Below are 22,597 nucleotides of genomic sequence, written 5' to 3' on the forward strand. Positions count from 1 at the left end.
CCCGGACGCGTTGACTATCGTGTCCGCAGCTTTCCGACCACAGGGGCCCTGGCCCAGTCACGATGAACCGATTCGGACTTGCCGCAGCCGCGCTGCTTCTCGCAGGCATCGCGGCCCTCCTCTTCCTGCGCCCCGAGAGTACCGGTACCGGGGCGCCCGCAGACCGTGGTGTGCCGGGGGATCCGGCCGAGCGCACTGGGGCGCTGGTCGATCAGATCGTATTCACGCAGGAGTCCGATGTCGGCAAGGTCACCGGGCTGATCGAGGCCGGCACGCACCACGTGTTCGGGCAGGGCGTCACCAGCACCACGGTGTTCCAGCGCCTGCGCGACTCCGAACGCGCGGCGTACGATCTCGCGTTCGGCTCGTCGATGGAACTGACCGTGAATCCCGCGGGGCCGCATTTCGCCAGCGGCGAACTCAACCCCTTTTACGTGCGCGAGGTCCGCGAAGCGCTGAACTGGCTGATCAACCGCCGCTACGTCGCCGAGGAGCTCTACGGCGGGCTGGCCGTGCCGCGTTTCCTGCCGCTGAACACCGTATTCCCGGACTATGCGCGGCTTGCCGAGGCGGCGCGCGCGCTGGAGCTGCGCTACCAGCACGACCCGGTGCGCGCCGAACGCGTGATTCAGCGCGAGATGGAACGGCTCGGGGCCACGCGCGAAGACGGACGCTGGGTCTATCAGGGGCAGCCGGTCCGGGTGAGCGTGCTGATCCGCACCGAGGACGCGCGCAAGCGCGTCGGCGATTACGTGGCGAACCTGATGGAGGATCTCGGATTTCGGGTGGAGCGCCTGTACCGCACCGCAGAGGAGGCCTCGCGCATCTGGATCGCCGGCGATCCGCACGCCGGGCGCTGGCACCTGTACACCGGTGGCTGGATCTCGACCGTGATCAACCGCGATCTGGCCGAGAACTTCAGCTATTACTACACGCCGCGCGGGCGCCCGGACCCGCTCTGGCAGGTCTACACGCCCGATCCCGAGTTCGACGAGGCCGCTGACCGGCTGCAGCGCCGCGACTACGAAAGCTGGGACGAACGCGAGGCGCTGATGACGCGCGCGCTGGAGCTGGCGATGCAGGACTCGGTGCGGGTCTGGGTCGCCGATCAGCTGAACGTGCTGCCGCACGCCCGGGAAGTCGAACTCGCGGTGGATCTTGCCGGCGGCATCTCCGGATCGCGCCTGTGGCCATATACGATCCGTTTCCGCGACCGGGTCGGCGGTCGCGTGGTGTTCGCGGTGCCGAACCTGCTGACCGAGCCCTGGAACCCGGTCGCAGGCAGCAACTGGATCTTCGATACGATGATCATGCGCGCGCTCGGCGACATCGAGCTGATCCCCGATCCGTTCACCGGGCTGTACTGGCCGCAGCGAATCGAGCGCGCGGAACTGACCGTCCAGGAGGGCGTTCCGGTGGTACGCAGCCATGACTGGCTGAGTCTCGAAACCGCCGAGCGCATCGAGGTGCCCGAAGACACCTGGATCGACTGGGACGGCGCTGCCGGGCGTTTTGTCACCGTCGCCGAACGCCATCCCGAAGGCGTCACCGCCCGCACCCGCACCCGCGTACTCTACGAGCCGGGATACCTGGAACGGCAGTGGCACGACGGTTCGCCGGTCTCGCTCGCCGACATGGTGCTGCCGTGGATCCTGAGCTTCGAGCGGGCCGATGAGAACAGCGCGCTGTTCGACCCCAGCCATGTACCGACCTTCGAGGTCTTCCAGCGCCATTTTCGGGGCTGGCGCATCGTCTCGCAGGATCCGCTGGTGATCGAGATCTACAGCGACCAGATCTATCCTGACGCGGAGACCATCGTCGCCGCGCGCACGCCTTCGGCCTCGCCGTGGCACACGCTGGCGCTCGGCATCCGTGCCGAGGCGGCCGGCGATCTCGCGTTCTCCTCGCTGAAGGCCGACCGGGAACGCCTGACCTGGATGAGCCTGGTGGCCGGCCCGAGCCTCGCGATCCTCGACCGGCACCTCGACGCGGCGCTGCACGACGGCTTCGTGCCGTTCCCCGAGGCGCTGGCCGATTTCGTCGGCGCGGACGAGGCCGGCGCGCGGTTCCGGGCGCTCGCCGACTGGCGGGAAGCCCGCGGCCACTTCTGGGTCGGCGACGGACCGTTCTACCTGCACTCGGTGCATGCACTCGAGCGGACGCTGGTGCTGCGGCGCTTCGAGGACTTCCCCGACCGCTCCGACAAATGGCTGCGCTTCACCCGACCGGCGATCCCGGAACTCGAGCTCGACGGGCCGATGGTCGTGGAAGCCGGCGCGGCCGCCGAATTCACGCTGCGCGCGACCTTCGACGGCGAGCCGTACCCACTGGACGACATCGAGAACGTGCAGTACCTGCTGTTCGACGGCGTCGGCTCGCTGGTCCGGCGCGGGTCGCCGGAGGCGGACGGGCCGGGTAGCTGGCGCCTGCGCCTGGAGCCGGACACCATCGCCGCGCTGGGCACCGGCGCGAACAGCCTCGAGTTCGCGGTGATTTCCCGGCGCGTGGCCCTGCCCTCGTTCGCGTCGCAGGTGTTCGCGACATTGCCGGCGCCGTCGGCCGCGCGCAACGGAGGCTCGCGATGACCGGCACCGCGGCGGCACCGGCACGGGGCCTGCTGCGCGATATCCGCCAGCTGGTGCTGTTCACCTCCAAGCGGCTGATCGCGCTGTTCCTGACCGTGCTGGTCGGGGTGTACCTGACGATCCTGATCGCGAACATGGGCGGACAGGTCGACGAGCTGCGGCTGGTACAGATCCAGAGCACGGTCGCGGAGCAGGTGCGGGCGGACCCGGCGTTCTTCGACATGAGCCTGCAGGAACGCAACGAGCTGATCGAACGCCAGGCGCAGTTCGAAGTGGAACGGCTGCGCCTGGACCAGCCGTTCATCGTGCGCAGCGTCGACTACCTGCAGCAGGCAATCCGCCTCGATCTCGGCCGCGCCGAACACATGCACAGCGACCGCGGCGCCCGCGAGGTGTACTGGATCATCGTCGAGCGGCTGCCGGCGACACTGCTGCTGTTCGGCACCGCGAACCTGCTGGTGTTCTTCACCTCGGTGTTCATCGCGCTCGGGCTGTCGCGACGCTACGGCAGCGCACTCGACCGCAGCGTGATCGCGCTGGCCCCGACTTCCGCGGCGCCGGGCTGGTTCTATGGAATCTTCCTGATCCTGATCTTCGCGTTCCTGATTCCGGTGCTGCCCGCGGGCGGCATGGTCGACGTGCCGCCTCCGGAGGGTACGCTGGAGTACGCCGCGAGCCTGCTGCGGCACATGCTGCTGCCACTCGCGGCAATGTTCATCTCGACGATCTTCATCTCGATCTACTCGTGGCGCACGTTCTTCCTGATCCACTCGAGCGAGGACTACGTGGAGATGGCCCGGGCCAAGGGGCTGCCTTCGCGGCTGATCGAACAGCGGTACATCCTGCGGCCCACGCTGTCGCCGATCATCACCAGCTTCGCGCTGATGCTGATCGGGCTGTGGAGCGGCGCGATCATCCTCGAGCAGGTCTTCAACTGGCCGGGGCTCGGCACGCTGCTGTTCCAGGCGATCGGACACCGGGACACGCCGGTGATCATCGGCACGGTCGTGATCTTCGCCTACCTGCTTGCGATCACGGTCTTCCTGCTCGACATCCTCTACGCGATGCTCGATCCGCGGGTGCGCGTGGGAGCGGGACGATGAGCCGCGCCGGCACCATGGCAGAGGTGGCGACATGAGGCCGATCCTGGAAGGCCTGCGCCAGCTTGCGCGCTATCCGTCGGCGCTGGTCGGGCTTCTGATCATCGCGGCGCTGGTCGGGACTGCGGTGTTCACCGTGGTCACGATTCCGTACGGGCAGGCACTGGAGCTCTGGCGCGGGGGCGAGGTCTGGCGCATGCACCCGGTGAACGCCCGGCCGGTCTGGGTGGACCGGATCGCGGGCGGCGACCTGCCGCGCACCCAGGTCATCTCGAGCCGCGACGCGGCCACCGACCACGAGCCTTTCGAGGGCGGCAGCCGTGTGCGCATTCCGCTGGAGTTCGACTACGCCCACAAGGGCTTCCCGAGCGAACTCAACCTGTTCCTGACCTCGGAGTTCGCCGAACGCGAGCCGTTCGTGCGCCTGACCTGGGAAACCCCCGACGGGCGCGAGTTCATACTCGGCGGACGCCGGCTCGCACGCGACGAGCGCATTTCGATCTCGCAGGACTGGGGCCTCGAGCGGCGCCTCGGCCGGGTTCCACACGTGGGCCTGTTCGCCGAACCCGGGGCCGAGGATGTTCCGGAAGCGCTGCCCGGGCGCTACCGGCTGGTGCTGGACGCGATCGTGTTCGAGGAACAGGCCACGATCGACGCCGACCTGGTCGTCTACGGCCGGGTGCACGGCCTCGCCGGCACTGATCATCAGCGCCGCGACCTGATGGTGGCACTGCTCTGGGGGATCCCGGTCGCACTGGCGTTCGGCCTGCTCGCAGCCGTCGGCACCACGGTGACGACGCTGGTCATCGCCGCCGCCGGGGTCTGGTACGGCGGCTGGGTCGACGCGGTGATCCAGCGGCTCACCGAGGTGAATATCATCCTGCCGCTGCTGCCGGTGCTGGTGATGGTCGGCACGCTGTACTCGACCAGCATCTGGGTGATGCTCGGCGTGGTGATCGCGCTCGGCATCTTCAGCGCCGGGATCAAGATGTACCGCGCGATGCTGCTGCCGATCCGCGAGGCGCCGTACATCGAGGCCGCCCGCGCCTACGGCGCCGGCAACGCGCGCATCGTGCTGCGCTACATGATCCCGCGCATCCTGCCGGTGCTGATCCCGACGTTCGTCACGCTGATCCCGTCGTTCGTGTTCCTCGAGGCGTCGCTCGCGCTGCTCGGGCTCGGCGACCCGGTTCTGCCCACCTGGGGCAAGGTGATGAACGACGCCCAGACCCAGAGCGCGCTGTACCACGGTTTCTACTACTGGGTGTTGTCGCCGGCGGCATTGCTGATGCTGACCGGTCTCGGCTTCGCGATGCTCGGCTTCGCGCTGGACCGGGTCTTCAACCCACGTCTGAGGGCCATGTAGACGATGGCCGGCGAACCCCTGCTGCAGGTCGAGGATCTCCGGCTGCATTACCGCAGCGGGCGCGGCGTGGTGCGTGCGGTCGACGGCGTCAGCTTCGACCTGCGGCGCAACGAGGCGTTGGTGGTGCTCGGCGAGTCGGGCTGCGGCAAGAGTTCGCTGGCGAAGGCGCTGACGCGCGTGCTGCCGCGCAACGTGCAGCAGTTCAGCGGCAGCGTAAAGGTCGACGGCACCGAAACGATGGGCTACTCGGAGGAGCGGTTCCGGCGCGAGGTGCGCTGGGTGCGGCTGTCGCTGGTGATGCAGGCGGCGATGAACGCGCTGAACCCGGTCGTGCGGGTCGGCGAACAGGTCGCCGAGCCGCTGCGGGTACACCGGGGTTGGCCGCGCAAACGGGCGCTGGCCCGCGCCGCCGAGGTCTTCGGCCTGGTCGGCATCTCACCGGACTTCCTGCAGCGCTACCCGTTCGAACTCTCGGGCGGGATGCGCCAGCGCGCGGTACTGGCAATGGCGCTGGTGACCGAACCGGATCTCGTGATCATGGACGAGCCGACCTCGGCGCTCGACGTACTGACGCAGGCGGGGATCATGAATGCGCTGAAGCGCATCAAGCGCGAGCTCGGCACCAGCTTCCTGCTGATCACCCACGACGTGGCCACGTCCAGCGAGATCGCCGAGCGGGTCGCGCTGATGTACGCGGGCCAGATCGTCGAGTTCGCCGATGCGCGGGACTTCTTCCGGGAACCGGCGCACCCCTATTCGCAGTTGCTGATGGCGAGCGTCCCGCGCCTGCACCAGCGCCAGCGGCCCGAACACATTCCGGGACAGCCGCCGAGCCTGCTGAATCCGCCGGAGGGCTGCCGGTTCGCCGAGCGCTGCCCCTTCCGCTTCGAACGCTGCGGCCTCGACCCGGAGCCGATCGCTGTCGGCGACCGGCACCGGGTACGCTGCTGGCTCCATGCCGCGGGGATACGCCGATGAGCGCCGAACCGTCCACGATGCCGCCGGCGTCCGGCCCCGTGCTGGCCGTGCACGATCTGCACACCTGGTTCGACCTGCGCCAGTGGGGATTCCTGCGCGTGGGTTCGGTGCGCGCGGTCGACGGGGTCAGCTTCGAACTCGGCCGCAGCGAGTCGGTGGCCTTCGTCGGCGAGAGCGGCTGCGGCAAGAGTTCGCTCGCCCGGACATTGCTGGGCCTGCACCCGCCGACCCGCGGCGAGGTGGTGTTCGAGGGCCGCCCGCTGCAGGAGATGCGCCCCTCGGAGCGCAACGATTATCTCGCGCGCGTCGGCTACGTTCAGCAGGATCCGTACGGCGCACTGCCGCCGTTCATGGACGTCCGCCGCATCCTGCACGAGCCGCTGATCGTGCATGGCGTGCGTGACCGCAGCGAACGCGACCGGCGCGCGCGGGCAGTCCTCGAGGAGGTGCGCCTGACACCGCCGGAGGACTTTCTGGCGAAGTTCCCGCACATGCTGAGCGGCGGCCAGCAGCAGCGCGTGGTGATCGCACGGGCGCTGATCCTGCGCCCGCAGGTGATCATCGCCGACGAACCGGTGTCGATGCTCGACGCGTCGGTGCGCGTCGAGATCCTGCAGCTGCTGCGCCAGATCCAGCAGGAATACGGCCTGACCCTGGCGTTCATCACCCACGACCTCTCCACCGTGCGCCATTTCGCGGAACGGATCTTCGTGATGTACGCCGGGCGGATCGTCGAGCAGGCAGCGGTCGACGATCTGCTGAACCACCCGCAGCATCCGTACACACAGGCGCTGCTCGCCGCGATCGCCGATCCCGACCCGGACAATGCCGAACGGGAACGGGCGGTACCCCCGGGCGAGGCCCCCAGCCTGATGAACCCGCCCTCCGGCTGCCGTTTCCACCCGCGCTGCCCGCAGATGATTCAAGGCACCTGCGAGCGGGAGGATCCGCCCAATTTCGAACCGCGCCCCGGGCACCGTGCCGCCTGCTGGCTGCACCGTTGAGGTGGCGTCGATGCGGCTGCTGATCGTGGGTGTTGCCGTGGCGCTTGCCGGGCTCGCACTGCTGCTCGCACAGGCGACCCGGGCGCTCGAACCCGGCCTCGCGCTGTCGCTGCTCGCCTACGCGGTGGCCTTCGGCGGCATGCTCGCCGGGATCGCCGGCGCAATCCGGGGATTCCAGCGCCGCCGTTGATCGTCGGCGGCGCTCGCCGCCAGCGCGGCCTTCCGGTCAATCGGGGTACGCCGGGCAGGGCTATTCTTGACTATTTCACTCAGGAATATAGATTAGCGTTCAACGATGTACCGAAACGCCCCGTCCCGGGGCGGTATCCAGCCCAGGAGGCAGTCATGAGTCAGCTCATCAGCAACTTCCCTACCGATGGTGTCGTGACCCTCAACCGCGTGATCATCAAGCCCGAGTACACGGTGGACGATCTGCAGGAGCGGGTCGCGGTACTGTGCGAGAATGTGAAGACCTACCATTCGGACACGGGATTCGTCGGCGGCTTCGTCGCGCTGAATTCCGGCGCCGTATCGAACGAGGGCTCGACCGTCGGCCAGGCCGTGGACAGCCCGCTGAAGGATCGCGAGGCCCTGATCATCACGTTCTGGAGATCCTTCGAGGACCACGAGGCCTCGCACCGGAGCGAGACGTTCCAGCCACTGTTCCGCGAAGTACTCGACCTGTGCGAGAACGGCAACGAGGAAATCGCGTACGAAATGCTCTGGTCGGGCAAGGCCTACTCGGCCGAGGAGGCGCAGGCGGCCCGGGAAGCCAAGGCGCGCTACGCGGCCTGACCATCGCCCACGATCGCAGGGGCGGCAACTGCCGCCCCTGCCCCGTGACACTCACGATTCCGAACGGTTACCGCGCGCCCCCTGGTCCCGCTGGGCAGACCCCTTCTCGCCCGACGATGCCAGCGTGTGGGTTTTCTGATCGTAGCGGCCTTTCAACTCATCGGTGTGCGTCTGCGACCAGAGCGGCACTCCGACGAAGTAGCCGGCGCGGCCGATCGCGTGCGCGGCTACCGGCGCGGTGAGAATCAGGAAAGCAACCACCGCAATGGCCTTAACCACCACCGTCAGTTGGCCAATGTAGATCGCGGCACCCACCATGATCAGACCGGCACCGAGCACGCCCGCCTTGGTTGTAGCGTGCATGCGTGTAAGCAGATCCGGCATGCGCAGCAAACCCATCGCGGCAATCAGCATGAAGCCGGCTCCAGCCACCAGAAACACCGCGGTCAGTAACTCAATCATCGAGAATTCAATCATCGACGCGGTGCCCTCCCTTCTCGAGATAGCGTGCAAAGGCGATCGCAGCGAGGAACGCGGTCAGCGCCAGCACCAGTGCCACGTCCAGGTACGCGGATCGACCCGTGGCCACCACCGCAACGCCGATGAAGCCGACGGTCAGCGACGCGAGTAGCTCCAGCGCCACCACGCGATCGGGTAGCGTGGGCCCGAGAACGAGGCGTATAAAACTCAACACCAGTGCCAGACTGAGAAGCGCGTAGGCGAGAAAGATCGCGTAATCGAACATACCGGTCCCTCAGCGCAACACCTGGAGCGCGCGGGCCTCCAGGACCTTGATACTCCGGATCACCGCGTCGCGGTCGTCCAGGTACATCACGTGGATATAGAGCACCTTCTTGTCGCTCGACACGTCCAGGCTCAGTGTCCCGGGCGTCAACGAGATCAGGTTCGCGACGATGGTGATCTCGCCGTCGGTTTCGGCGTCCAGCGGCATCGCGATCACGCCGGGGCTCATGTGATGCGTCGGCGTCAGCACGTCGTAGGCGACCCGGAGATTCGACAGCAGCAGTTCCCAGAAGAAATAGCCGACGAACCCGAAGAACCGCGGCACCTTCAACAGGTATTTGCGAACGTCAGGTTTGCGCCCCAGCGTCAGCGCGAGCACGAGATAGCCCAGGACGAATCCAAGGAGGAGGTTCGCGCCGGTGAAGGAGCCGGTGAGCGCCATCCAGATCAGCGCCAGCGCGATGTTCCAGATCAGCGCAATCATCGCCGCATCTCCTGCAGGGACTCGACGTAGTCGGCACCGAGCACCGCGTCGATATAGCGCGAGGTATCCAGCAGTTGCTCGGCGGACAGTTCGGCCATTTCGAAGATCGGCTGGCCATAGAGCCCGATCATCACCGTCATCAGCGCGAGGCCGACGATCGGCGGCCACATCCAGAACAGCGACCCGGCCGGCGCACCGCTGCCGGCGGCGCGGCCGGCAGGCTCGGGCTGCGCCTTCCAGAACACCTCGTTCCAGATCTTGACCATCGAATACAGGGTCAGCAGACCGACGACCAGCGCCACCGTTACCGCCAGCCAGGCTTCGACCTCGATGCCGGCACGGATGATGATGAACTTCGCGAAGAACCCGGATAACGGCGGCAGACCTGCGAGCGACAGCGCGGGCACCATGAACAGCACCCCGAGCATCGGATGCGAACGGTACAGCCCGCCCAGTTCCTTGAGTTCGTGCGATCCCTTCAGTTGATACGTCAGGCCACTGATCAGGAACAGGTTCGCCTTCACGATAATGTGGTGCATGATGTAGAACACCCCGCCGACGATCGCGAGCGGAGTGAACAGCGCGAGGCCGAGAATCATGTAGCCGATCTGGCTGATGATGTGGAACGACAGGATCCGCCGGAACTCGAACTGCGCCGCCGCGCCGAGCACGCCGGTGAGCATGGTCAGCATCGCGATCCACAGCAGGATTTCGTGCGTGTAGTCGACGTCCTGGTTGAAGATCAGCGTGAACACCCGGAACAGCGCGTACACCCCGACCTTGGTCAGCATGCCCGCGAACAGCGCCGAGACCGCGACCTTCGGCGTGTGATACGACGCCGGCAACCAGAAAAAGAACGGGAACGCCGCGGCCTTGATCCCGAACGACACCATGAACAGCATCGCGATCACGGTCACCAGGCCGGTGTCTTCCACCTCGCCCAGCCGCACCGCGATGTCGGCCATGTTCAGCGTGCCGGTCAGGCCATAGAGCAGACCGATCGCGGTCAGGAACAGCATCGACGAGACGAGGTTCAGCGTCACGTACTTGATCGCGCCTTCCATCTGCGCGCGTTCGCCGCCAAGGATCAGCAACGCGAACGACGCGACCAGCATCACCTCGAACCACACGTAGAGGTTGAAGATGTCGCCGGTCAGGAACGCGCCGTTCACGCCCGCGAGCAGCAGGTGGAACAGCGGGTAGTAGCCAAAGCGCTCGTGCCGGCTGCCGATGTCGGACAGCGAATAGATCGCGGTCGCAAGACCGATGATCCCGGTCAGCACGACCATGATCGCCGAGAGCATGTCGGAAACCAGCACGATGCCGAACGGCGCCTGCCAGCTTCCCATGTGCATCACCAGATGGTCATGCTCCCAGGTCTCGAACAGCAGGTGCACCGACACCGCCAGCAGCGCCAGCGTGCCGAACACGCCCAGCAGCTTCTGCGCGGCATGCGAGCGCCAGAGCGCCAGCGACAGTGCCCCGATCAGCAGCGGGAGGATGACGGGAAGCGCAACCAGCGCGTCCATGTACGCGCTCATGTATCGGTGTCCTTCATCTGATCCATGTCATCGGCGCCGACCACTTCGTAGGCGCGGTGAATCAGCACCACCGCGAACGCCAGCACCCCGAACCCGATCACGATCGCGGTCAGGATCAGCGCCTGCGCGAGCGGGTCGGCGCTGACGCCGGGCGGCAGGAGTTCGCCCGGGTAGATCAGCGGGGGCGCGCCGCGCACCATGCCGGCAGCGGTAAAGATCAACAGGTTCGCTGCGTTCGACAACAGCACCAGGCCGATCACGAGCTTGACGATCGACCGGCGCAGCATCATGTACAGCGCCGCGGCGTACAGGAAGCCGACGGTGACGGCCATCACGACTTCCATCGTCAGTCCTCCGCCTCGGCCAGGTTGAGAATGATCGTCAGCACCGCGCCGACGACCACCAGATACACGCCGATGTCGAAGATCAGCACCGTACTCAGCTTCAGCTCGCCACCACCGGGCAGCGCAAACTCCCACCACTGCGCGGTGAAGTACGGCTGACCCAGAAACGCCGCCGGCGCGCCGCTGAGCACCGCGATCACCATCCCCGCACCGAGCAGATCACGCGGATCGACGCGCAGCAGCCGGCGCGCGGACGCGATGTCCATCGAGAAGACGTACAGCACGATTGCACCGGCGGCGACCAGCCCGGCGATGAATCCGCCACCGGGCTCGTCGTGGCCGCGCAACAGCAGGAACACCGAGAACAGCAGCAGCAGCGGCAGCAGGAAATTTCCTGCGGTACGCAGGATCAGCGAATACATGTTCATCGACGGTCCTCCGCGCGGAATCGGATCATCGCGTAGACGCCCACGGCGGCCAGCGCCAGCACGAAGATCTCACCCAGCGTATCCAGCGTCCGGAAATCCACCAGGATCACGTTCACCACGTTGCGGCCATAGCCCTCGGGCACCGACCACTCGATCAGTTCCCGCGCAATAGAATCGAACTCGCGCGCGCTGTGCGTGCTGAGGATCAGCAATGTCACCATGCCGCCGGCCGCAAGCGCGATCGTCGCATCCCGCAGCTTCACCCACCACGGCGACAGGCCGAGGAAGCCGGGCAAGCGGAACAGCACCAGCACCAGCAGGATCACCGTCAGCGTCTCGACCAGGATCTGGGTGATGCCCACATCCAGCGCGCTGAACAGCACGAACACCAACGCGACGGTAAAGCCGAACGAACCCAGCGCCGCGACCGCGCCCAGGCGCGAGCGGGTAAGAATCGCGTACAGCGCGGACAACGCCATGATCGCGACGATCGCCATCTCGTAAAGGCGCAGATCGGCAATCGCCAGCGGGCCGACGGAAACGCCGAAGATCTGCGCAGTCACGCCGACCATCAGCGCGGTGGAGACGATCACGAACATGATGTAGAAGCGCAGATAGCCGCTCTGCAGCACCCGCGTCTGCCAGTCCGAGACGCCGACGATGCCGTCCATCATCTTGTCGTAGCCGCGCTCGGGACCGTAGCGCGACGCGGTATCGACCCAGGCCAGCTGCTCGCGCACGCGGTCCCAGCGGCTGTACAGGAACAGCCCGCCCACCAGCGCGAGCACGCTGATCGCGAGCGGCCAGTTGAGCCCATGCCACAGCGCCAGGTACGCATCCACCGGCACGCCGCCGTTCACCGCCTGCGCCGCGGCGGCGAGGATGCCGTCCTCGGCGAGGCCCGTGCCGAGACCGAACACCAGCCCGAGGCTCGCCAGCACCGCCGGACCCGCGATCAGTGCCGGCGGCGCCTCGTGCGGTGTCTTCGGCGTCTCCACGCGCGGGCCGAACCATGGCCGGATACCGACAATCGCCGCGACGCCAACCCCGAGGATTGCCGAGGCGATCGCGAGCAGCGCCAGCAGCGGCACCAGGCCCGGAGCACCGAGCACCGACTCGAGCATCAGTTCCTTGGCGACGAAACCGAACAGCGGCAATACACCGGCCATCGACAATGCCGCGAGAATCGCGAACGCCGATGTGACCGGCAGCGCCGCTCGTAACCCGCCGGTTTGCAGGAAATCCTTCGCGCCTGCCTTGTGGTCGAGAATGCCCGCGACCAGGAACAACGCGCCCTTGTACAGCGAATGCGCGAGCAGGAACGCCATCGCCGCGAGCAATGCGGTATCGGTGCCGATGCCGATCAGCATCGTCAGCGTGCCCAGCGCCATCACGGTCGAATACGCCAGCACGCTCTTGATGCCGGTGCTGCGGAACGACAGGAACACCCCGACGAACATCGTTACCGCACCGAACAGCGCGAGCAGCGTGAACCAGACCTCGGTGCCCCCCAGCGACGGATTCAGGCGCGCCAGCAGGTACACGCCCGCCTTCACCATGGTCGCGGAATGCAGATAAGCGGAGACCGGGGTCGGCGCCGCCATCGCGTTCGGCAGCCAGAAATGGAACGGCACCTGCGCCGACTTGGTGAACGCCCCGAGCAGGATCAGCAGCAGCAGCGGCAGGTACAGCGCGTGCTCACGGACCGCATCGCCGGAATTCAGGATCTCGGAGAGCTCGTAACTGCCGCTGGCCAGCGCGAGCATCACGATGCCCGCAAGCAGCGCGAGTCCGCCGGCGACGGTCACGATCAGGCCCTGCAACGCGGCCTTGCGCGCCTTAGCATCCTCGTGGTTGTAGCCGATCAACAAATAGGAGGTGACGCTGGTCAACTCCCAGAAGATGAACATCGCAATCAGGTTGTCCGCGAGCACCAGCCCGAGCATCGAGCCCATGAACGCGAGGATCACGACATAGAACCGGCCCAGATCCCGGCTCTTTTCGAGATAGCGCCCCGCATAACTGACGATGAAGAAGCCGATCCCCGAGATCAGCAGTGCGAACAGCAGCGACAGGCCGTCGACCAGGAACGACAGCTGAATCTCCAGCCCCGGCATCCAGAGCATTCGGCCCAGCGCCGCGTCCAGCCAGGCCGGCGCCCATCCTCCGGCCGACGGACCGAGCACCACCGTCCCGCCGGCGGCCACCTCGGGCAGGAAGCTCAAGAAATAGACGAACAGCGACGCCGGGAGCAGCGCGAGCACCCAGCCGCTGTACCGGCCGGTCAGCCGGTGCACCCAGGGCGCGAGCGCAGCCAGCAGAAAGGTCGACAGAATCGCGTAAAGCATCCAGTCAGGATTCCTTGGTGATGGACCCGGGCCTCACCCGGCAGCAACGGCCAACACCAGCCTGGCCGCGAAGCAGAGAGCAGGGGGTTACACGACTGCCCCCAGAACCCCGCGAAGGCTAGCGGCGGATCCGCGCCCGCGCAAGCGACCTCGCTGGCGCTGGGTCCGAGCGGCTCACCACTCGCTGCTGCGCCGACGCCGGGGAATCCGGGTAAGCAGGATCCCGAGAATCAGCGACCCCACGGTGACCAGTGCGCCAGTCATGAACCACTTGCGGTGGTTGTCCGCCCGCATCACCTCGACCCGCCGCCGATAGTCCTCGGCCGAGTCCTGCGCCTCGAGCAGCGCGCTGCGCAGCTGCGCGTTCTGCGCGCGGATCTCCTGGGGACGGGCCGCAACGTCGCGCAGTTCCTCCAACTCATTCTCCAGGCCAGCGATGTGGCGCTGCAACGACTCGCGTTCGGCCTCGAGGTCGCGCCGCGTCTCCAGCAACTCGGCGATGCGTCCGGCCTGGTCATCGGTACCCGACCGGATCTCGTCGAGTTCGGCCTGGACCGCGGCGAGCCGCTCGCGCGAGTGGGGTTCGTCCTGCAGGTACCGGGTCAGGATCCAGCCCTCGGTGCCATTGGCAAAACGGATCAGCGAGTGACCGTCTGCATCCTGCTGCAGCACCGTCACTTCCTGGCCGCTGCGCGCGCTGCGGATGATCCGGTGCTGCAGCGTCTTGCCGGCGCGCACACCGACCTCGAGTTCCTCGCTGACATAGCGCGTCGCGTCCTGCGCCGCTGCCTGCATGGAAAACGCCACGACAAGCCCTGCGACGATCGCGACGACGGCGAACCTTAAACCCATGGCATCTCTCTCCCGGCCGTTGCCTGCCGTATCCAGTCAAACGCGCGCCAGTCTACCAGCCATCGCGCGCGGTGCCTCCCCATCGGGAACCGTCAGCTGCGGAACTCCGCACCTCCGTAGCGCCAGCGCCGTACCGCTTCGGGCAGGACGATCAGCAGATCGAAGCCTGCCGGCAGCCAACGACGCAGGTGGCAGGAGACCCCCGCCAGCCATTGCAGCAGCCCGGCCAGCAGCGCGAGCAGGAACCAGAGGGCGGCGCCGAACAGCACGCGCGTGGCGGCCATCAAGCCGACCAGCCAGAGCGGCGCGAGCGCGACCACCAGCGGCAGCACCAGCCCGAGCAGCCCGCCGAGCAGTTGCGCCACCCAGTTCACGTCCGGAACCGGGGGGGCGTCGTTACCCGCCATCAGTACGTCGATCAATTCCACGCGGTAGATCAGCCAGTCGCGCAGATAACCGTTCACCATCGACACGATCACCGTAGCCAGCAACACCCCTCCGGCCAGAACGCCGACCACGGCCCTCGGCAGCGCCCCCAGGCTACCGAGCGGGGTGATCCCGGGCGGGGCCGCGACGCGCGTCTCGGCCAGGATCCAGCCGCTGAGGCCCGCGGTGCCGAGCAGCGCCCAGATCGCGAGATCAGCGGTCCTGACCTCGGTACCGGAAGCGCCCGGGAACAGCAGTTCGAACGAGCCTGCAAACACCTGCTGGTACACATACACGGCCAGCCCGGCAAGCGCGAGACCCGCAGCGTGCAATACCCACTGGCTCCCGGCGTGGGCATAGACCGGGAGGCGCAGGGACCGGTGCCCGCGATGGCGTTCGAAACGCTGCAGCGTGTCGTCCAGACCCTGCGCCTGTTGTTGCAGCTGTGCGAGGCGTTCCTGCAGCGAAGCCAGGCGAGACACCAGTTCTCCGAGCGGCTCCCGCAGCCGCCGCCGCGTGTTCACCAGTGCCCGCGCGTGCTGCCGGTGCTCCTCCAGGGCCAGGCGCGCGATACGCAGCACGGTTTCCTGCATGTCCCGTGCAAGCCGCTGGCTCTGCGGCTGGTCCCCTGCCGGTGTCCGGGCGAGCACCTCGAGTCGCTGCACCCAGGGGGGCTCGTCGGTGAGCCCGGTCTCCTCCCGTGCGTAGGCCGCCTCCAGTTCCCTGAGCACCTGGTGGGTGTCCTGCCGCAATGCCGGCAACTGCGCGAGGTCGTGGCCGATCAGGCGCGCGTAATCGCGCTCCAGCGCATCGATGGCATCCACAAGCTGGCCCGCTTCCAGGCGCGCGAGGTGGGCGCCGTGCCAGCGGCCAACGCGGTCGCGCAACCGGACGAACTGGGTCCGCAGACCGCAGGTGATCCGGGCGAGCAGCGTCGCGGTGGCCACCAGGAAACGCCGGATCGGGTGGCGCGCCAGGTCCAGCAGCACGATGGCGGCGACCACAGCCGCAACCCAGATCAGAACCGTTACCGTCACGCAACCTCCCCAACCGCCCCATCGGACCGCGAAGTATGGCCGATCCGGGACCCCGATGCAGGGTCGACGGCCGGTTTGGGGCACTGCCGCGCCGGCGTGTCTGGCAACGCGGTCTGATGGTGAGCCTCCCGCATGGCCCACTCGCCATCCTTGAACGGGCGGGATGGGCCGGAGCCGGGTCGATAATTGCTTTTGCCGGCCGGTTTCGGTCCAATACCCGGTTTCCGCCGGGATCAGTGATGCAAAAGGATCAATACGACCGCGACGAGCTACTGGCCTGTGGCTACGGCAACATGTTCGGCCCGGGCAACGCCCAGTTGCCCGTTCCGAACATGCTGATGATGGACCGGGTGCTGAGGATCAACAGCGACGGCGGGCAGTACGGCAAGGGCGAGATGGTCGCGGAACTCGACATCCACCCCGATCTCTGGTTCTTCGCCTGCCATTTCCCCGGCGATCCGGTGATGCCGGGATGCCTGGGCCTGGACGCGATGTGGCAACTGGTCGGGTTCTACCTGGCGTGGCTGGGCAACCCCGGGCGTGGGCGGGCGCTCGGCGTCGGCGAGGTGAAGTTCACGGGCCAGGTACTGCCCACCGCAAAGAAGGTGACCTACCATGTCGAGATGAAGCGGGTGATCACCCGCAAGCTGGTGCTGGGGATCGGCGACGGCTCGGTGCGGGTGGACGACCGCGAGATCTACGTCGCCAAGGACCTGCGGGTCGGCCTGTTCACCTCGACCGAGAATTTCTGACCCGGCCGCCGAAGGCCGTCACCGCCGTTCCCACACCGGGGCAGTCGCGTGGTGCCGGAACGGGATCGGCGTAAGCGCCGAGCGGTGGATGACGCTGCGCCCGCCCTCCGGGCCAGCCCGCGGCGGCAGCCCGCGCTTGGCGCGCTCAGGTCTTCGGGAGCGTGACGCCCCGCTGGCCCTGGTACTTTCCGCCACGGTCGCGGTACGACGTCTCGCAGACCTCGTCGGACTCCAGAAACAGCATCTGGGCAATGCCCTCGTTGGCGTAGATCTTGGCCGGCAGCGGCGTGGTGTTCGAGAACTCCAACGTTACATGTCCCTCCCACTCGGGCTCCAGCGGGGTCACGTTCACGATGATACCGCAGCGAGCATAGGTCGATTTCCCAAGGCAGATGGTCAGCACGTTGCGCGGGATGCGGAAATACTCGACGGTGCGCGCGAGCGCGAAGGAATTCGGCGGGATGATGCAGACATCGGCCTTCACGTCGACGAAGCTGCGTTCGTCGAAGGACTTCGGGTCGACCACCGAACTGTTGATGTTGGTGAAGATCTTGAATTCATCAGCACAGCGCACGTCGTAGCCGTAGCTCGAGGTGCCGTAGGACACGATGCGGTGATCCCCGCGGAACCGCACCTGCCCCGGCTCGAACGGCTCGATCATGCCGGTGGATTCGGCCATGCGCCGGATCCACCGGTCCGACTTGATCGGCATCGGTCAGGTGTTCTTGATCACGATGTTCGGGAACTTGCCGCTGTAGTCCTTGCTCTGCTCGGCCAGCTTCGCGCCGGTGCGGCGGGCGATTTCCCGGTAGATCTCGGCGATCCTGCTGTCGGGCTCGCGCACCACGGTCGGCTCGCCCCCATCCGCCTGCTCGCGGATCTGGATGTCGAGCGGCAGCGCGCCGAGCAGGTCGACCCCGAAGTCCTTCGCCATCTGCTCGCCGCCGCCGTGACCGAAAATGTGCTCCTCGTGACCGCAGTTCGAGCAGATGTGGATACTCATGTTCTCGACGATACCGAGCACCGGAACGTCGACTTTCTCGAACATCTTTAATCCTTTGCGGGCGTCCAGCAGCGCGATGTCCTGCGGCGTGGTCACGATCAGCGCGCCGCTGACCGGGATCTTCTGCGACAGCGTCAGCTGCACATCACCGGTGCCCGGCGGCAGGTCGACAACCAGGTAGTCGAGATCGTGCCAGTTGGTGTCGCGCAGCAGTTGCTCCAGCGCCTGCGTGACCATCGGCCCACGCCAGATCATCGGAGTGTCTTCCTCGATCAGAAAACCGATGGACATCGCCTGCAGGTCGTACTTCTGCAGGGGCTCCATGGTCTTGCCGTCCTTCGACTCCGGCTGGTCCTTGATGCCCAGCATCCGCGGCTGGCTGGGGCCGTAGATGTCTGCATCCAGCACACCGACCTTGCCGCCCTCAGCGGCCAGCGCGAGCGCGAGGTTTACTGCGGTAGTCGACTTGCCGACGCCACCCTTGCCGGAGGCCACCGCAATGATGTTCTTGATGCCCGGCATCGGTTGCAGGCTCTTCTGCACCGCATGCGAGACCACGCGGCTGGAGATCTGCACCTCCGCGCCCTCGAGGTCACGCACGGTCTGCAAGGCCTTCTCGACCTCCGCAAGCAACTCGTCGAAGTAACCCGCGGCCGGGTAACCGAGCTCGATCATGACCGTAGCACGGGCGCCGTCGATCTGGATATCCTTGACCTCGCCAGCGGCCATCAGGTCCTTCTCGATGTACCTGTCCTGAACCGTTTTCAGGGCCGTTTCGATCTGCAGACGCGATAGCTCGGACATGGTTGCGTGGTTTCCTGATATTTGTGTAGGACGCGCATAGTACCGGGCGTCAAGGGCGCCGCCAAATCACGCACATGCCGGGGCAAAATGGGCGCCCCGCGATGCGAACCCCGGGCCGGAAAGCGGCACCGGGACCCCGTGGCTCGACAAGACTGCCCGCAGACCCGAAAATATCGGGTTCCGCTCAGCGCCCCCGCTCCCACCGAGGATCAGCCCCCCGCGATGACGCCCGTGAATCCCGTAACCCCGCGCAGGATCCTGATCACCAGCGCGCTGCCGTATGCAAACGGCCCGATCCACCTCGGGCACCTGGTCGAGTACATTCAGACCGACATCTGGGCCCGGTTCCAGCGCGCGCGCGGCCACGAGGCGATCTACGTCTGCGCCGACGACGCCCACGGAACGCCGATCATGCTGAAAGCCCGTGCCGAGGGCATCGAGCCGGAAGAGCTGATCGCACGGGTCCGCGAGGAACACGAGGCCGACTTCGCCGAGTTCCTCGTCGACTTCGACCATTACCACAGCACCCACTCGGAAGAGAACCGCTACTGCGCAACGCGAATCTACGAAGGGCTGAAGGCCGGCGGTCACATCGCGACGCGCACGATTCAGCAGGCCTTCGATCCCGAGGCCGGCATGTTCCTGCCGGACCGTTTCATCAAGGGGACCTGCCCGAAGTGTGGCGCGGCTGACCAGTACGGAGACTCCTGCGAGGTCTGCGGCGCGACCTACAGCCCGACCGACCTGATCGACCCGGTCTCGGCGATCAGCGGCGCCCGCCCGGTCGCGCGCGACTCCAAGCACTACTTCTTCCGGCTCACCGACTTCGCGGCCTTTCTGCGCGACTGGACCGGCTCCGGCCGGCTGCAAAGCGCGATCCGCAACAAGCTGAACGAGTGGTTCGAGGCCGGTCTCGCGGACTGGGACATCTCCCGCGATGCGCCCTACTTCGGCTTCGAGATCCCGGATGCGCCAGGCAAGTTCTTCTACGTCTGGCTCGACGCGCCGATCGGCTATATGGCGAGCTTCAAGGCCTACGCGGAAAAGCACGGGCTTGATTTCGACGCCTGGTGGGGCCCGGACTCCGATACCGAGATGTACCACTTCATCGGCAAGGACATCGCCTATTTCCATACCCTGTTCTGGCCGGCGATGCTGCACGGCGCCGGCTTTCGCACGCCGACTGCGGTCTTCTGCCACGGCTTCCTGACCGTGAACGGCCAGAAGATGAGCAAGTCGCGCGGCACCTTCATCCGCGCGCGCGACTACCTCGGCCACCTGAACCCGGAGGCGCTGCGTTACTACTTCGCGGCGAAGCTCAGCGCCGGCGTCGACGACATCGACCTGAGCCTCGACGACTTCGTGCAGCGCGTGAACGCCGACCTGGTCGGCAAGGTGGTGAACATCGCCAGCCGCTGCGCGGGCTTCATCACCAAGCGCTTCGACGGCCGCCTTGCCGGTACCCTGCCCCGCCCCGACCTGCACGAGCTTTTCGCGGCAGAAGGCGCCGAGATCGCGGAACACTACGAAACACGCGAGTACGCCCAGGCGATGCGCCAGATCATGGCGCTGGCCGACCAGGCCAACCAGTACATCGACGAGGCCCGCCCGTGGGTGCTCGCAAAGGATCCAGAGCGTGCCAGCGAGGTGCAGGCGATCTGCACCCAGGGGCTGGAGCTGTTCCGCATCCTGGCCATCTATCTCGCGCCGGTACTGCCCCGGCTGGCGGCCCGCGCCGGCGCGTTCCTGAACCGGCCCGAACTCGACTGGGCCTCGCGCGCGCAGGCGCTGACCGGCGGCAGCATCCAGCCCTACGAACCTCTGATGACCCGGATCGAGCCGGCTGCGGTCGAAGGCCTGCTCGCGGCCTCGAGTTCCAATCTGGCGCCGACAAAACCCGCGCCCACCCCCCGCGCCGGAGAGACTCCCGCCATGGACCCGATCGCCGAGACCATCGATTTCGAGACCTTCGCCCGAGTCGACCTGCGCATCGCCCGCATCGCGACTGCCGAGTACGTCGAAGGTGCGGACAAGCTGCTGCGCCTGACGCTGGATCTGGGGGCGGAGCAGCGCCAGGTGTTCGCCGGCATCCGCTCGGCCTACCGCCCGGAGGATCTCAATGGCCGGCTGACGGTGATGGTTGCGAACCTGGCGCCGCGGAAAATGCGCTTCGGCGTGTCCGAGGGAATGGTGCTCGCAGCCGGGCCGGGTGGCGGGGATCTCTTCCTGCTCGCCCCCGACGAAGGCGCCCGGCCCGGCATGCGCGTGAAGTAGGGTTCTGATGGAGCCGTTCGACGGCCAGCATGCTGGAATCGGCATTGGCAAAGCCGGGCGGCGATGCGAATCGCTGCGTTTGCGCGCACCTCCGGGGGGCTTGCCAGCCGCGGGAGTTTTCTCAGATGTTTTCTTACGTCCCGGGCTCGCGTAAGCTTCTGCCCTTTTGCCGGCATATGCATGATTGAAGATTCCCTGGAATACAAGGCGCAGGTGCGGCTTCTCGCCGACGCTGGCCGGCTGTTTGCCCAGCGCGGATGGGTTCCCGCGACCGCCGGCAACTTCTCCGCGCGGCTGAACGAGGAGCAGATCGTGATCACCGTCTCCGGGCGCCACAAGGGGCACCTGGACGACAGCGGGTTCATGGTGGTCGATCTCGAGGGCAACATCCTGTCGCCCGGAAAGACACCGTCCGCCGAAACCTTCCTGCACATCATCATGTACCGGCGCGACCCGAGCATCGGGGCGGTGCTGCATACCCACTCGGCAAACGCTACGGTGCTCTCCCGGCTGTTCCCTTATGGCCTCACGCTGAACGACTACGTGGTGCTGAAGGCATTTCCCGCAATCACGTCGCACGAGACCTCGCTGCCCGTCCCGGTGTTCCCCAATACCCAGGACGTACCACAGCTGGCCGCCCAGGTGGACGACTACATGAATCGGCACCCCGGCGTCTCCGGCTACCTGGTCAGCGGCCACGGGCTCTACACCTGGGGACGCTCGGTGGAAGCGGCGATACAGCACGTCGAGGCCTTCGAGTTCCTGTTCGAGTGCGAGATCCTCTCCAGGAGGCTGAGCCCATGACCACGCGCCACGCAAACCCGGACACCGACCCGCGCCCGTGCGCCCGCGTTGCCGACCCGGCCGGGATCATCCGGCGCTTTCCGACACGGGGCCAGCCCCCCGGACCGATGTCGTGATTCGTGCGGTGCTGCTGGACATCGAGGGCACCACGACCAGCCTCTCGTTTGTCCACGACACGCTGTTTCCGTATGCGGCCGAGCACCTCGGGGACTACGTGCGCAGACACCGGAACGTGCCCGAGGTCGCCCGGCTGCTGGCAGATGCGCGCGCCTATGCCGGTGGCGACCTCGACGACGACGCGCTGGTCGAGCGGATGCGGGCCTGGATCGCGGCCGATCAGCAGATCACCCCGCTGAAGGGCCTGCAGGGCCTGATCTGGGAAGACGGCTATCGCCAGGGCCACTTCCACGGACACGTCTACCCCGATGTTCCCGAAAGCCTGCACCGCTGGGCACAGGCCGGTATTCGCCTGTACGTGTTCTCGTCGGGGTCGGTACACGCACAGAAACTACTGTTCGGACATACGCCGGCGGGCGACTTGAATCCGCTGTTCTCCGGCCACTTCGACACCCGGATCGGCGGGAAGCGAGACGCCGACAGCTACCGCCGGATCGCCGCTCAGATCGGCCTGCCGCCCGAACAGATCCTGTTCCTGTCAGACCGCCGCCACGAGCTCGATGCCGCGGCGCAGGTCCGCATGGCCACCGCGGCGGTGCTGCGCGAGGGCGTGCACGGCCCGTTCGGCCCGCATCGAACGGTCCCCGACTTCACCGCGCTGGATCTACCCGGCACCCCCGAGCCGATGCACTAGAATGACGGGTAACGCCCGGGGCGACCGGCTCCGGGCAGCACATCCCGGTGAAGGGTTGGAGTGGCCACCGGATCCTCGCAGAGCCCCGGACACGCCCCGAAAGGCACGCGTCGCGTC

General features: G+C 66.8%; 22 protein-coding genes. 11 read left to right on the forward strand and 11 right to left on the reverse strand.

Annotation, left to right across the window (positions count from 1 at the left end; genetic code table 11):
- The first annotated feature begins 62 nt into the window (after positions 1 to 62).
- The 7 genes from TVNIR_RS11095 (at position 63) to TVNIR_RS11125 (ending at position 7,828) form a co-directional block, all read left to right on the forward strand.
- Positions 63 to 2,585, forward strand: coding sequence for a solute-binding protein (locus TVNIR_RS11095; RefSeq protein ID WP_015259119.1), 2,523 nt, complete (start codon positions 63 to 65; stop codon positions 2,583 to 2,585).
- Positions 2,582 to 3,688 carry an ABC transporter permease gene (locus TVNIR_RS11100; RefSeq protein ID WP_015259120.1) on the forward strand — a complete coding sequence of 369 codons (1,107 nt, stop codon included), beginning with the start codon at positions 2,582 to 2,584 and terminating at the stop codon, positions 3,686 to 3,688. The genes TVNIR_RS11095 and TVNIR_RS11100 overlap by 4 nt, the downstream gene beginning before the upstream one ends.
- 31 nt (positions 3,689 to 3,719) lie before the next feature.
- The gene (locus TVNIR_RS11105) at positions 3,720 to 5,051 is read left to right on the forward strand and encodes an ABC transporter permease (RefSeq protein WP_015259121.1); all 1,332 of its coding nucleotides are present in this window, start codon (positions 3,720 to 3,722) and stop codon (positions 5,049 to 5,051) included.
- 3 nt (positions 5,052 to 5,054) lie between these two features.
- Positions 5,055 to 6,029, forward strand: a complete 975-nt coding sequence (locus tag TVNIR_RS11110) for an ABC transporter ATP-binding protein (protein ID WP_015259122.1) — start codon at positions 5,055 to 5,057, stop codon at positions 6,027 to 6,029.
- On the forward strand, positions 6,026 to 7,033 hold the full coding sequence (locus TVNIR_RS11115) for an ABC transporter ATP-binding protein (protein ID WP_015259123.1): 1,008 nt from the start codon (positions 6,026 to 6,028) through the stop codon (positions 7,031 to 7,033). Before TVNIR_RS11110 ends, TVNIR_RS11115 begins: the two co-directional genes overlap by 4 nt.
- A gap of 10 nt (positions 7,034 to 7,043) precedes the next feature.
- Positions 7,044 to 7,223, forward strand: a complete 180-nt coding sequence (locus TVNIR_RS11120) for a hypothetical protein (RefSeq protein WP_015259124.1) — start codon at positions 7,044 to 7,046, stop codon at positions 7,221 to 7,223.
- 155 nt (positions 7,224 to 7,378) lie between these two features.
- Positions 7,379 to 7,828, forward strand: coding sequence for a hypothetical protein (locus tag TVNIR_RS11125; protein ID WP_015259125.1), 450 nt, complete (start codon positions 7,379 to 7,381; stop codon positions 7,826 to 7,828).
- Positions 7,829 to 7,879: 51 nt separating this feature from the next.
- Here TVNIR_RS11125 and mnhG read toward each other — a convergent pair whose 3' ends face one another.
- The 9 genes from mnhG to TVNIR_RS11170 all read right to left on the reverse strand — a co-directional run bounded on the left by mnhG (position 7,880) and on the right by TVNIR_RS11170 (position 16,017).
- On the reverse strand, positions 7,880 to 8,290 hold the full coding sequence (gene mnhG, locus TVNIR_RS11130; protein WP_043740585.1) for a monovalent cation/H(+) antiporter subunit G: 411 nt from the start codon (positions 8,288 to 8,290) through the stop codon (positions 7,880 to 7,882).
- 7 nt (positions 8,291 to 8,297) lie between these two features.
- Positions 8,298 to 8,573 carry a monovalent cation/H+ antiporter complex subunit F gene (locus tag TVNIR_RS11135; protein ID WP_006749077.1) on the reverse strand — a complete coding sequence of 92 codons (276 nt, stop codon included), beginning with the start codon at positions 8,571 to 8,573 and terminating at the stop codon, positions 8,298 to 8,300.
- 9 nt (positions 8,574 to 8,582) lie between these two features.
- Positions 8,583 to 9,056, reverse strand: coding sequence for a Na+/H+ antiporter subunit E (locus TVNIR_RS11140; protein ID WP_015259127.1), 474 nt, complete (start codon positions 9,054 to 9,056; stop codon positions 8,583 to 8,585).
- The gene (locus tag TVNIR_RS11145; protein WP_043739652.1) at positions 9,053 to 10,585 is read right to left on the reverse strand and encodes a Na+/H+ antiporter subunit D; all 1,533 of its coding nucleotides are present in this window, start codon (positions 10,583 to 10,585) and stop codon (positions 9,053 to 9,055) included. Before TVNIR_RS11145 ends, TVNIR_RS11140 begins: the two co-directional genes overlap by 4 nt.
- A gap of 8 nt (positions 10,586 to 10,593) precedes the next feature.
- Positions 10,594 to 10,941: a Na+/H+ antiporter subunit C gene (locus TVNIR_RS11150; RefSeq protein ID WP_015259129.1), complete on the reverse strand. Its 348-nt coding sequence runs from the start codon at positions 10,939 to 10,941 to the stop codon at positions 10,594 to 10,596.
- Between the two features lie 2 nt (positions 10,942 to 10,943).
- Positions 10,944 to 11,369, reverse strand: a complete 426-nt coding sequence (locus TVNIR_RS11155) for a Na+/H+ antiporter subunit B (RefSeq protein WP_006749081.1) — start codon at positions 11,367 to 11,369, stop codon at positions 10,944 to 10,946.
- On the reverse strand, positions 11,366 to 13,717 hold the full coding sequence (locus tag TVNIR_RS11160) for a putative monovalent cation/H+ antiporter subunit A (RefSeq protein ID WP_015259130.1): 2,352 nt from the start codon (positions 13,715 to 13,717) through the stop codon (positions 11,366 to 11,368). The genes TVNIR_RS11155 and TVNIR_RS11160 overlap by 4 nt, the downstream gene beginning before the upstream one ends.
- 174 nt (positions 13,718 to 13,891) lie before the next feature.
- Positions 13,892 to 14,569 carry a TIGR04211 family SH3 domain-containing protein gene (locus TVNIR_RS11165; RefSeq protein ID WP_043739654.1) on the reverse strand — a complete coding sequence of 226 codons (678 nt, stop codon included), beginning with the start codon at positions 14,567 to 14,569 and terminating at the stop codon, positions 13,892 to 13,894.
- A gap of 92 nt (positions 14,570 to 14,661) precedes the next feature.
- Positions 14,662 to 16,017, reverse strand: a complete 1,356-nt coding sequence (locus TVNIR_RS11170; RefSeq protein ID WP_043740588.1) for a hypothetical protein — start codon at positions 16,015 to 16,017, stop codon at positions 14,662 to 14,664.
- Positions 16,018 to 16,271: 254 nt separating this feature from the next.
- Here TVNIR_RS11170 and fabA point away from each other — a divergent pair, with 254 nt between their 5' ends.
- A complete protein-coding gene (gene fabA, locus TVNIR_RS11175; protein WP_015259133.1) occupies positions 16,272 to 16,784 on the forward strand; it encodes a 3-hydroxyacyl-[acyl-carrier-protein] dehydratase FabA in 513 nt (170 codons plus the stop codon).
- Positions 16,785 to 16,929: 145 nt separating this feature from the next.
- On the opposite strand, the gene dcd is transcribed toward fabA, so the two are convergent.
- Both dcd and apbC read right to left on the reverse strand, forming a co-directional pair.
- The gene (gene dcd / locus TVNIR_RS11180; protein WP_015259134.1) at positions 16,930 to 17,496 is read right to left on the reverse strand and encodes a dCTP deaminase; all 567 of its coding nucleotides are present in this window, start codon (positions 17,494 to 17,496) and stop codon (positions 16,930 to 16,932) included.
- 3 nt (positions 17,497 to 17,499) lie between these two features.
- Positions 17,500 to 18,591 (reverse strand): iron-sulfur cluster carrier protein ApbC, encoded by a 1,092-nt coding sequence (apbC, locus tag TVNIR_RS11185; RefSeq protein WP_015259135.1) that lies wholly within the window; start codon positions 18,589 to 18,591, stop codon positions 17,500 to 17,502.
- A gap of 222 nt (positions 18,592 to 18,813) precedes the next feature.
- Between apbC and metG the strand changes: the two genes are divergently transcribed.
- The 3 genes from metG to mtnC all read left to right on the forward strand — a co-directional run bounded on the left by metG (position 18,814) and on the right by mtnC (position 22,480).
- Positions 18,814 to 20,865, forward strand: coding sequence for a methionine--tRNA ligase (metG, locus tag TVNIR_RS11190; RefSeq protein ID WP_015259136.1), 2,052 nt, complete (start codon positions 18,814 to 18,816; stop codon positions 20,863 to 20,865).
- Between the two features lie 183 nt (positions 20,866 to 21,048).
- A complete protein-coding gene (locus TVNIR_RS11195) occupies positions 21,049 to 21,669 on the forward strand; it encodes a methylthioribulose 1-phosphate dehydratase (RefSeq protein ID WP_211263195.1) in 621 nt (206 codons plus the stop codon).
- Positions 21,670 to 21,781: 112 nt separating this feature from the next.
- Positions 21,782 to 22,480 carry an acireductone synthase gene (gene mtnC, locus TVNIR_RS11200; protein ID WP_043739657.1) on the forward strand — a complete coding sequence of 233 codons (699 nt, stop codon included), beginning with the start codon at positions 21,782 to 21,784 and terminating at the stop codon, positions 22,478 to 22,480.
- Positions 22,481 to 22,597 lie beyond the last annotated feature (117 nt).

Origin of the sequence: Thioalkalivibrio nitratireducens DSM 14787, from assembly GCF_000321415.2 — a bacterium.
Lineage (GTDB): Bacteria > Pseudomonadota > Gammaproteobacteria > Ectothiorhodospirales > Ectothiorhodospiraceae > Thioalkalivibrio > Thioalkalivibrio nitratireducens.

What these genes read in the sequence shown, in the direction of transcription:
- TVNIR_RS11095 (WP_015259119.1), top strand. Translation starts at nt 63, where the DNA reads ATGAACCGATTCGGACTTGCCGCAGCCGCGCTGCTTCTCGCAGGCATC.
- TVNIR_RS11100 (WP_015259120.1), top strand. Translation starts at nt 2,582, where the DNA reads ATGACCGGCACCGCGGCGGCACCGGCACGGGGCCTGCTGCGCGATATC.
- TVNIR_RS11105 (WP_015259121.1), top strand. Translation starts at nt 3,720, where the DNA reads ATGAGGCCGATCCTGGAAGGCCTGCGCCAGCTTGCGCGCTATCCGTCG.
- TVNIR_RS11110 (WP_015259122.1), top strand. Translation starts at nt 5,055, where the DNA reads ATGGCCGGCGAACCCCTGCTGCAGGTCGAGGATCTCCGGCTGCATTAC.
- TVNIR_RS11115 (WP_015259123.1), top strand. Translation starts at nt 6,026, where the DNA reads ATGAGCGCCGAACCGTCCACGATGCCGCCGGCGTCCGGCCCCGTGCTG.
- TVNIR_RS11120 (WP_015259124.1), top strand. Translation starts at nt 7,044, where the DNA reads ATGCGGCTGCTGATCGTGGGTGTTGCCGTGGCGCTTGCCGGGCTCGCA.
- TVNIR_RS11125 (WP_015259125.1), top strand. Translation starts at nt 7,379, where the DNA reads ATGAGTCAGCTCATCAGCAACTTCCCTACCGATGGTGTCGTGACCCTC.
- mnhG (WP_043740585.1), bottom strand. Translation starts at nt 8,290, where the DNA reads ATGATTGAGTTACTGACCGCGGTGTTTCTGGTGGCTGGAGCCGGCTTC.
- TVNIR_RS11135 (WP_006749077.1), bottom strand. Translation starts at nt 8,573, where the DNA reads ATGTTCGATTACGCGATCTTTCTCGCCTACGCGCTTCTCAGTCTGGCA.
- TVNIR_RS11140 (WP_015259127.1), bottom strand. Translation starts at nt 9,056, where the DNA reads ATGATTGCGCTGATCTGGAACATCGCGCTGGCGCTGATCTGGATGGCG.
- TVNIR_RS11145 (WP_043739652.1), bottom strand. Translation starts at nt 10,585, where the DNA reads ATGGACGCGCTGGTTGCGCTTCCCGTCATCCTCCCGCTGCTGATCGGG.
- TVNIR_RS11150 (WP_015259129.1), bottom strand. Translation starts at nt 10,941, where the DNA reads ATGGAAGTCGTGATGGCCGTCACCGTCGGCTTCCTGTACGCCGCGGCG.
- TVNIR_RS11155 (WP_006749081.1), bottom strand. Translation starts at nt 11,369, where the DNA reads ATGAACATGTATTCGCTGATCCTGCGTACCGCAGGAAATTTCCTGCTG.
- TVNIR_RS11160 (WP_015259130.1), bottom strand. Translation starts at nt 13,717, where the DNA reads ATGCTTTACGCGATTCTGTCGACCTTTCTGCTGGCTGCGCTCGCGCCC.
- TVNIR_RS11165 (WP_043739654.1), bottom strand. Translation starts at nt 14,569, where the DNA reads ATGGGTTTAAGGTTCGCCGTCGTCGCGATCGTCGCAGGGCTTGTCGTG.
- fabA (WP_015259133.1), top strand. Translation starts at nt 16,272, where the DNA reads ATGCAAAAGGATCAATACGACCGCGACGAGCTACTGGCCTGTGGCTAC.
- dcd (WP_015259134.1), bottom strand. Translation starts at nt 17,496, where the DNA reads ATGCCGATCAAGTCGGACCGGTGGATCCGGCGCATGGCCGAATCCACC.
- apbC (WP_015259135.1), bottom strand. Translation starts at nt 18,591, where the DNA reads ATGTCCGAGCTATCGCGTCTGCAGATCGAAACGGCCCTGAAAACGGTT.
- metG (WP_015259136.1), top strand. Translation starts at nt 18,814, where the DNA reads ATGACGCCCGTGAATCCCGTAACCCCGCGCAGGATCCTGATCACCAGC.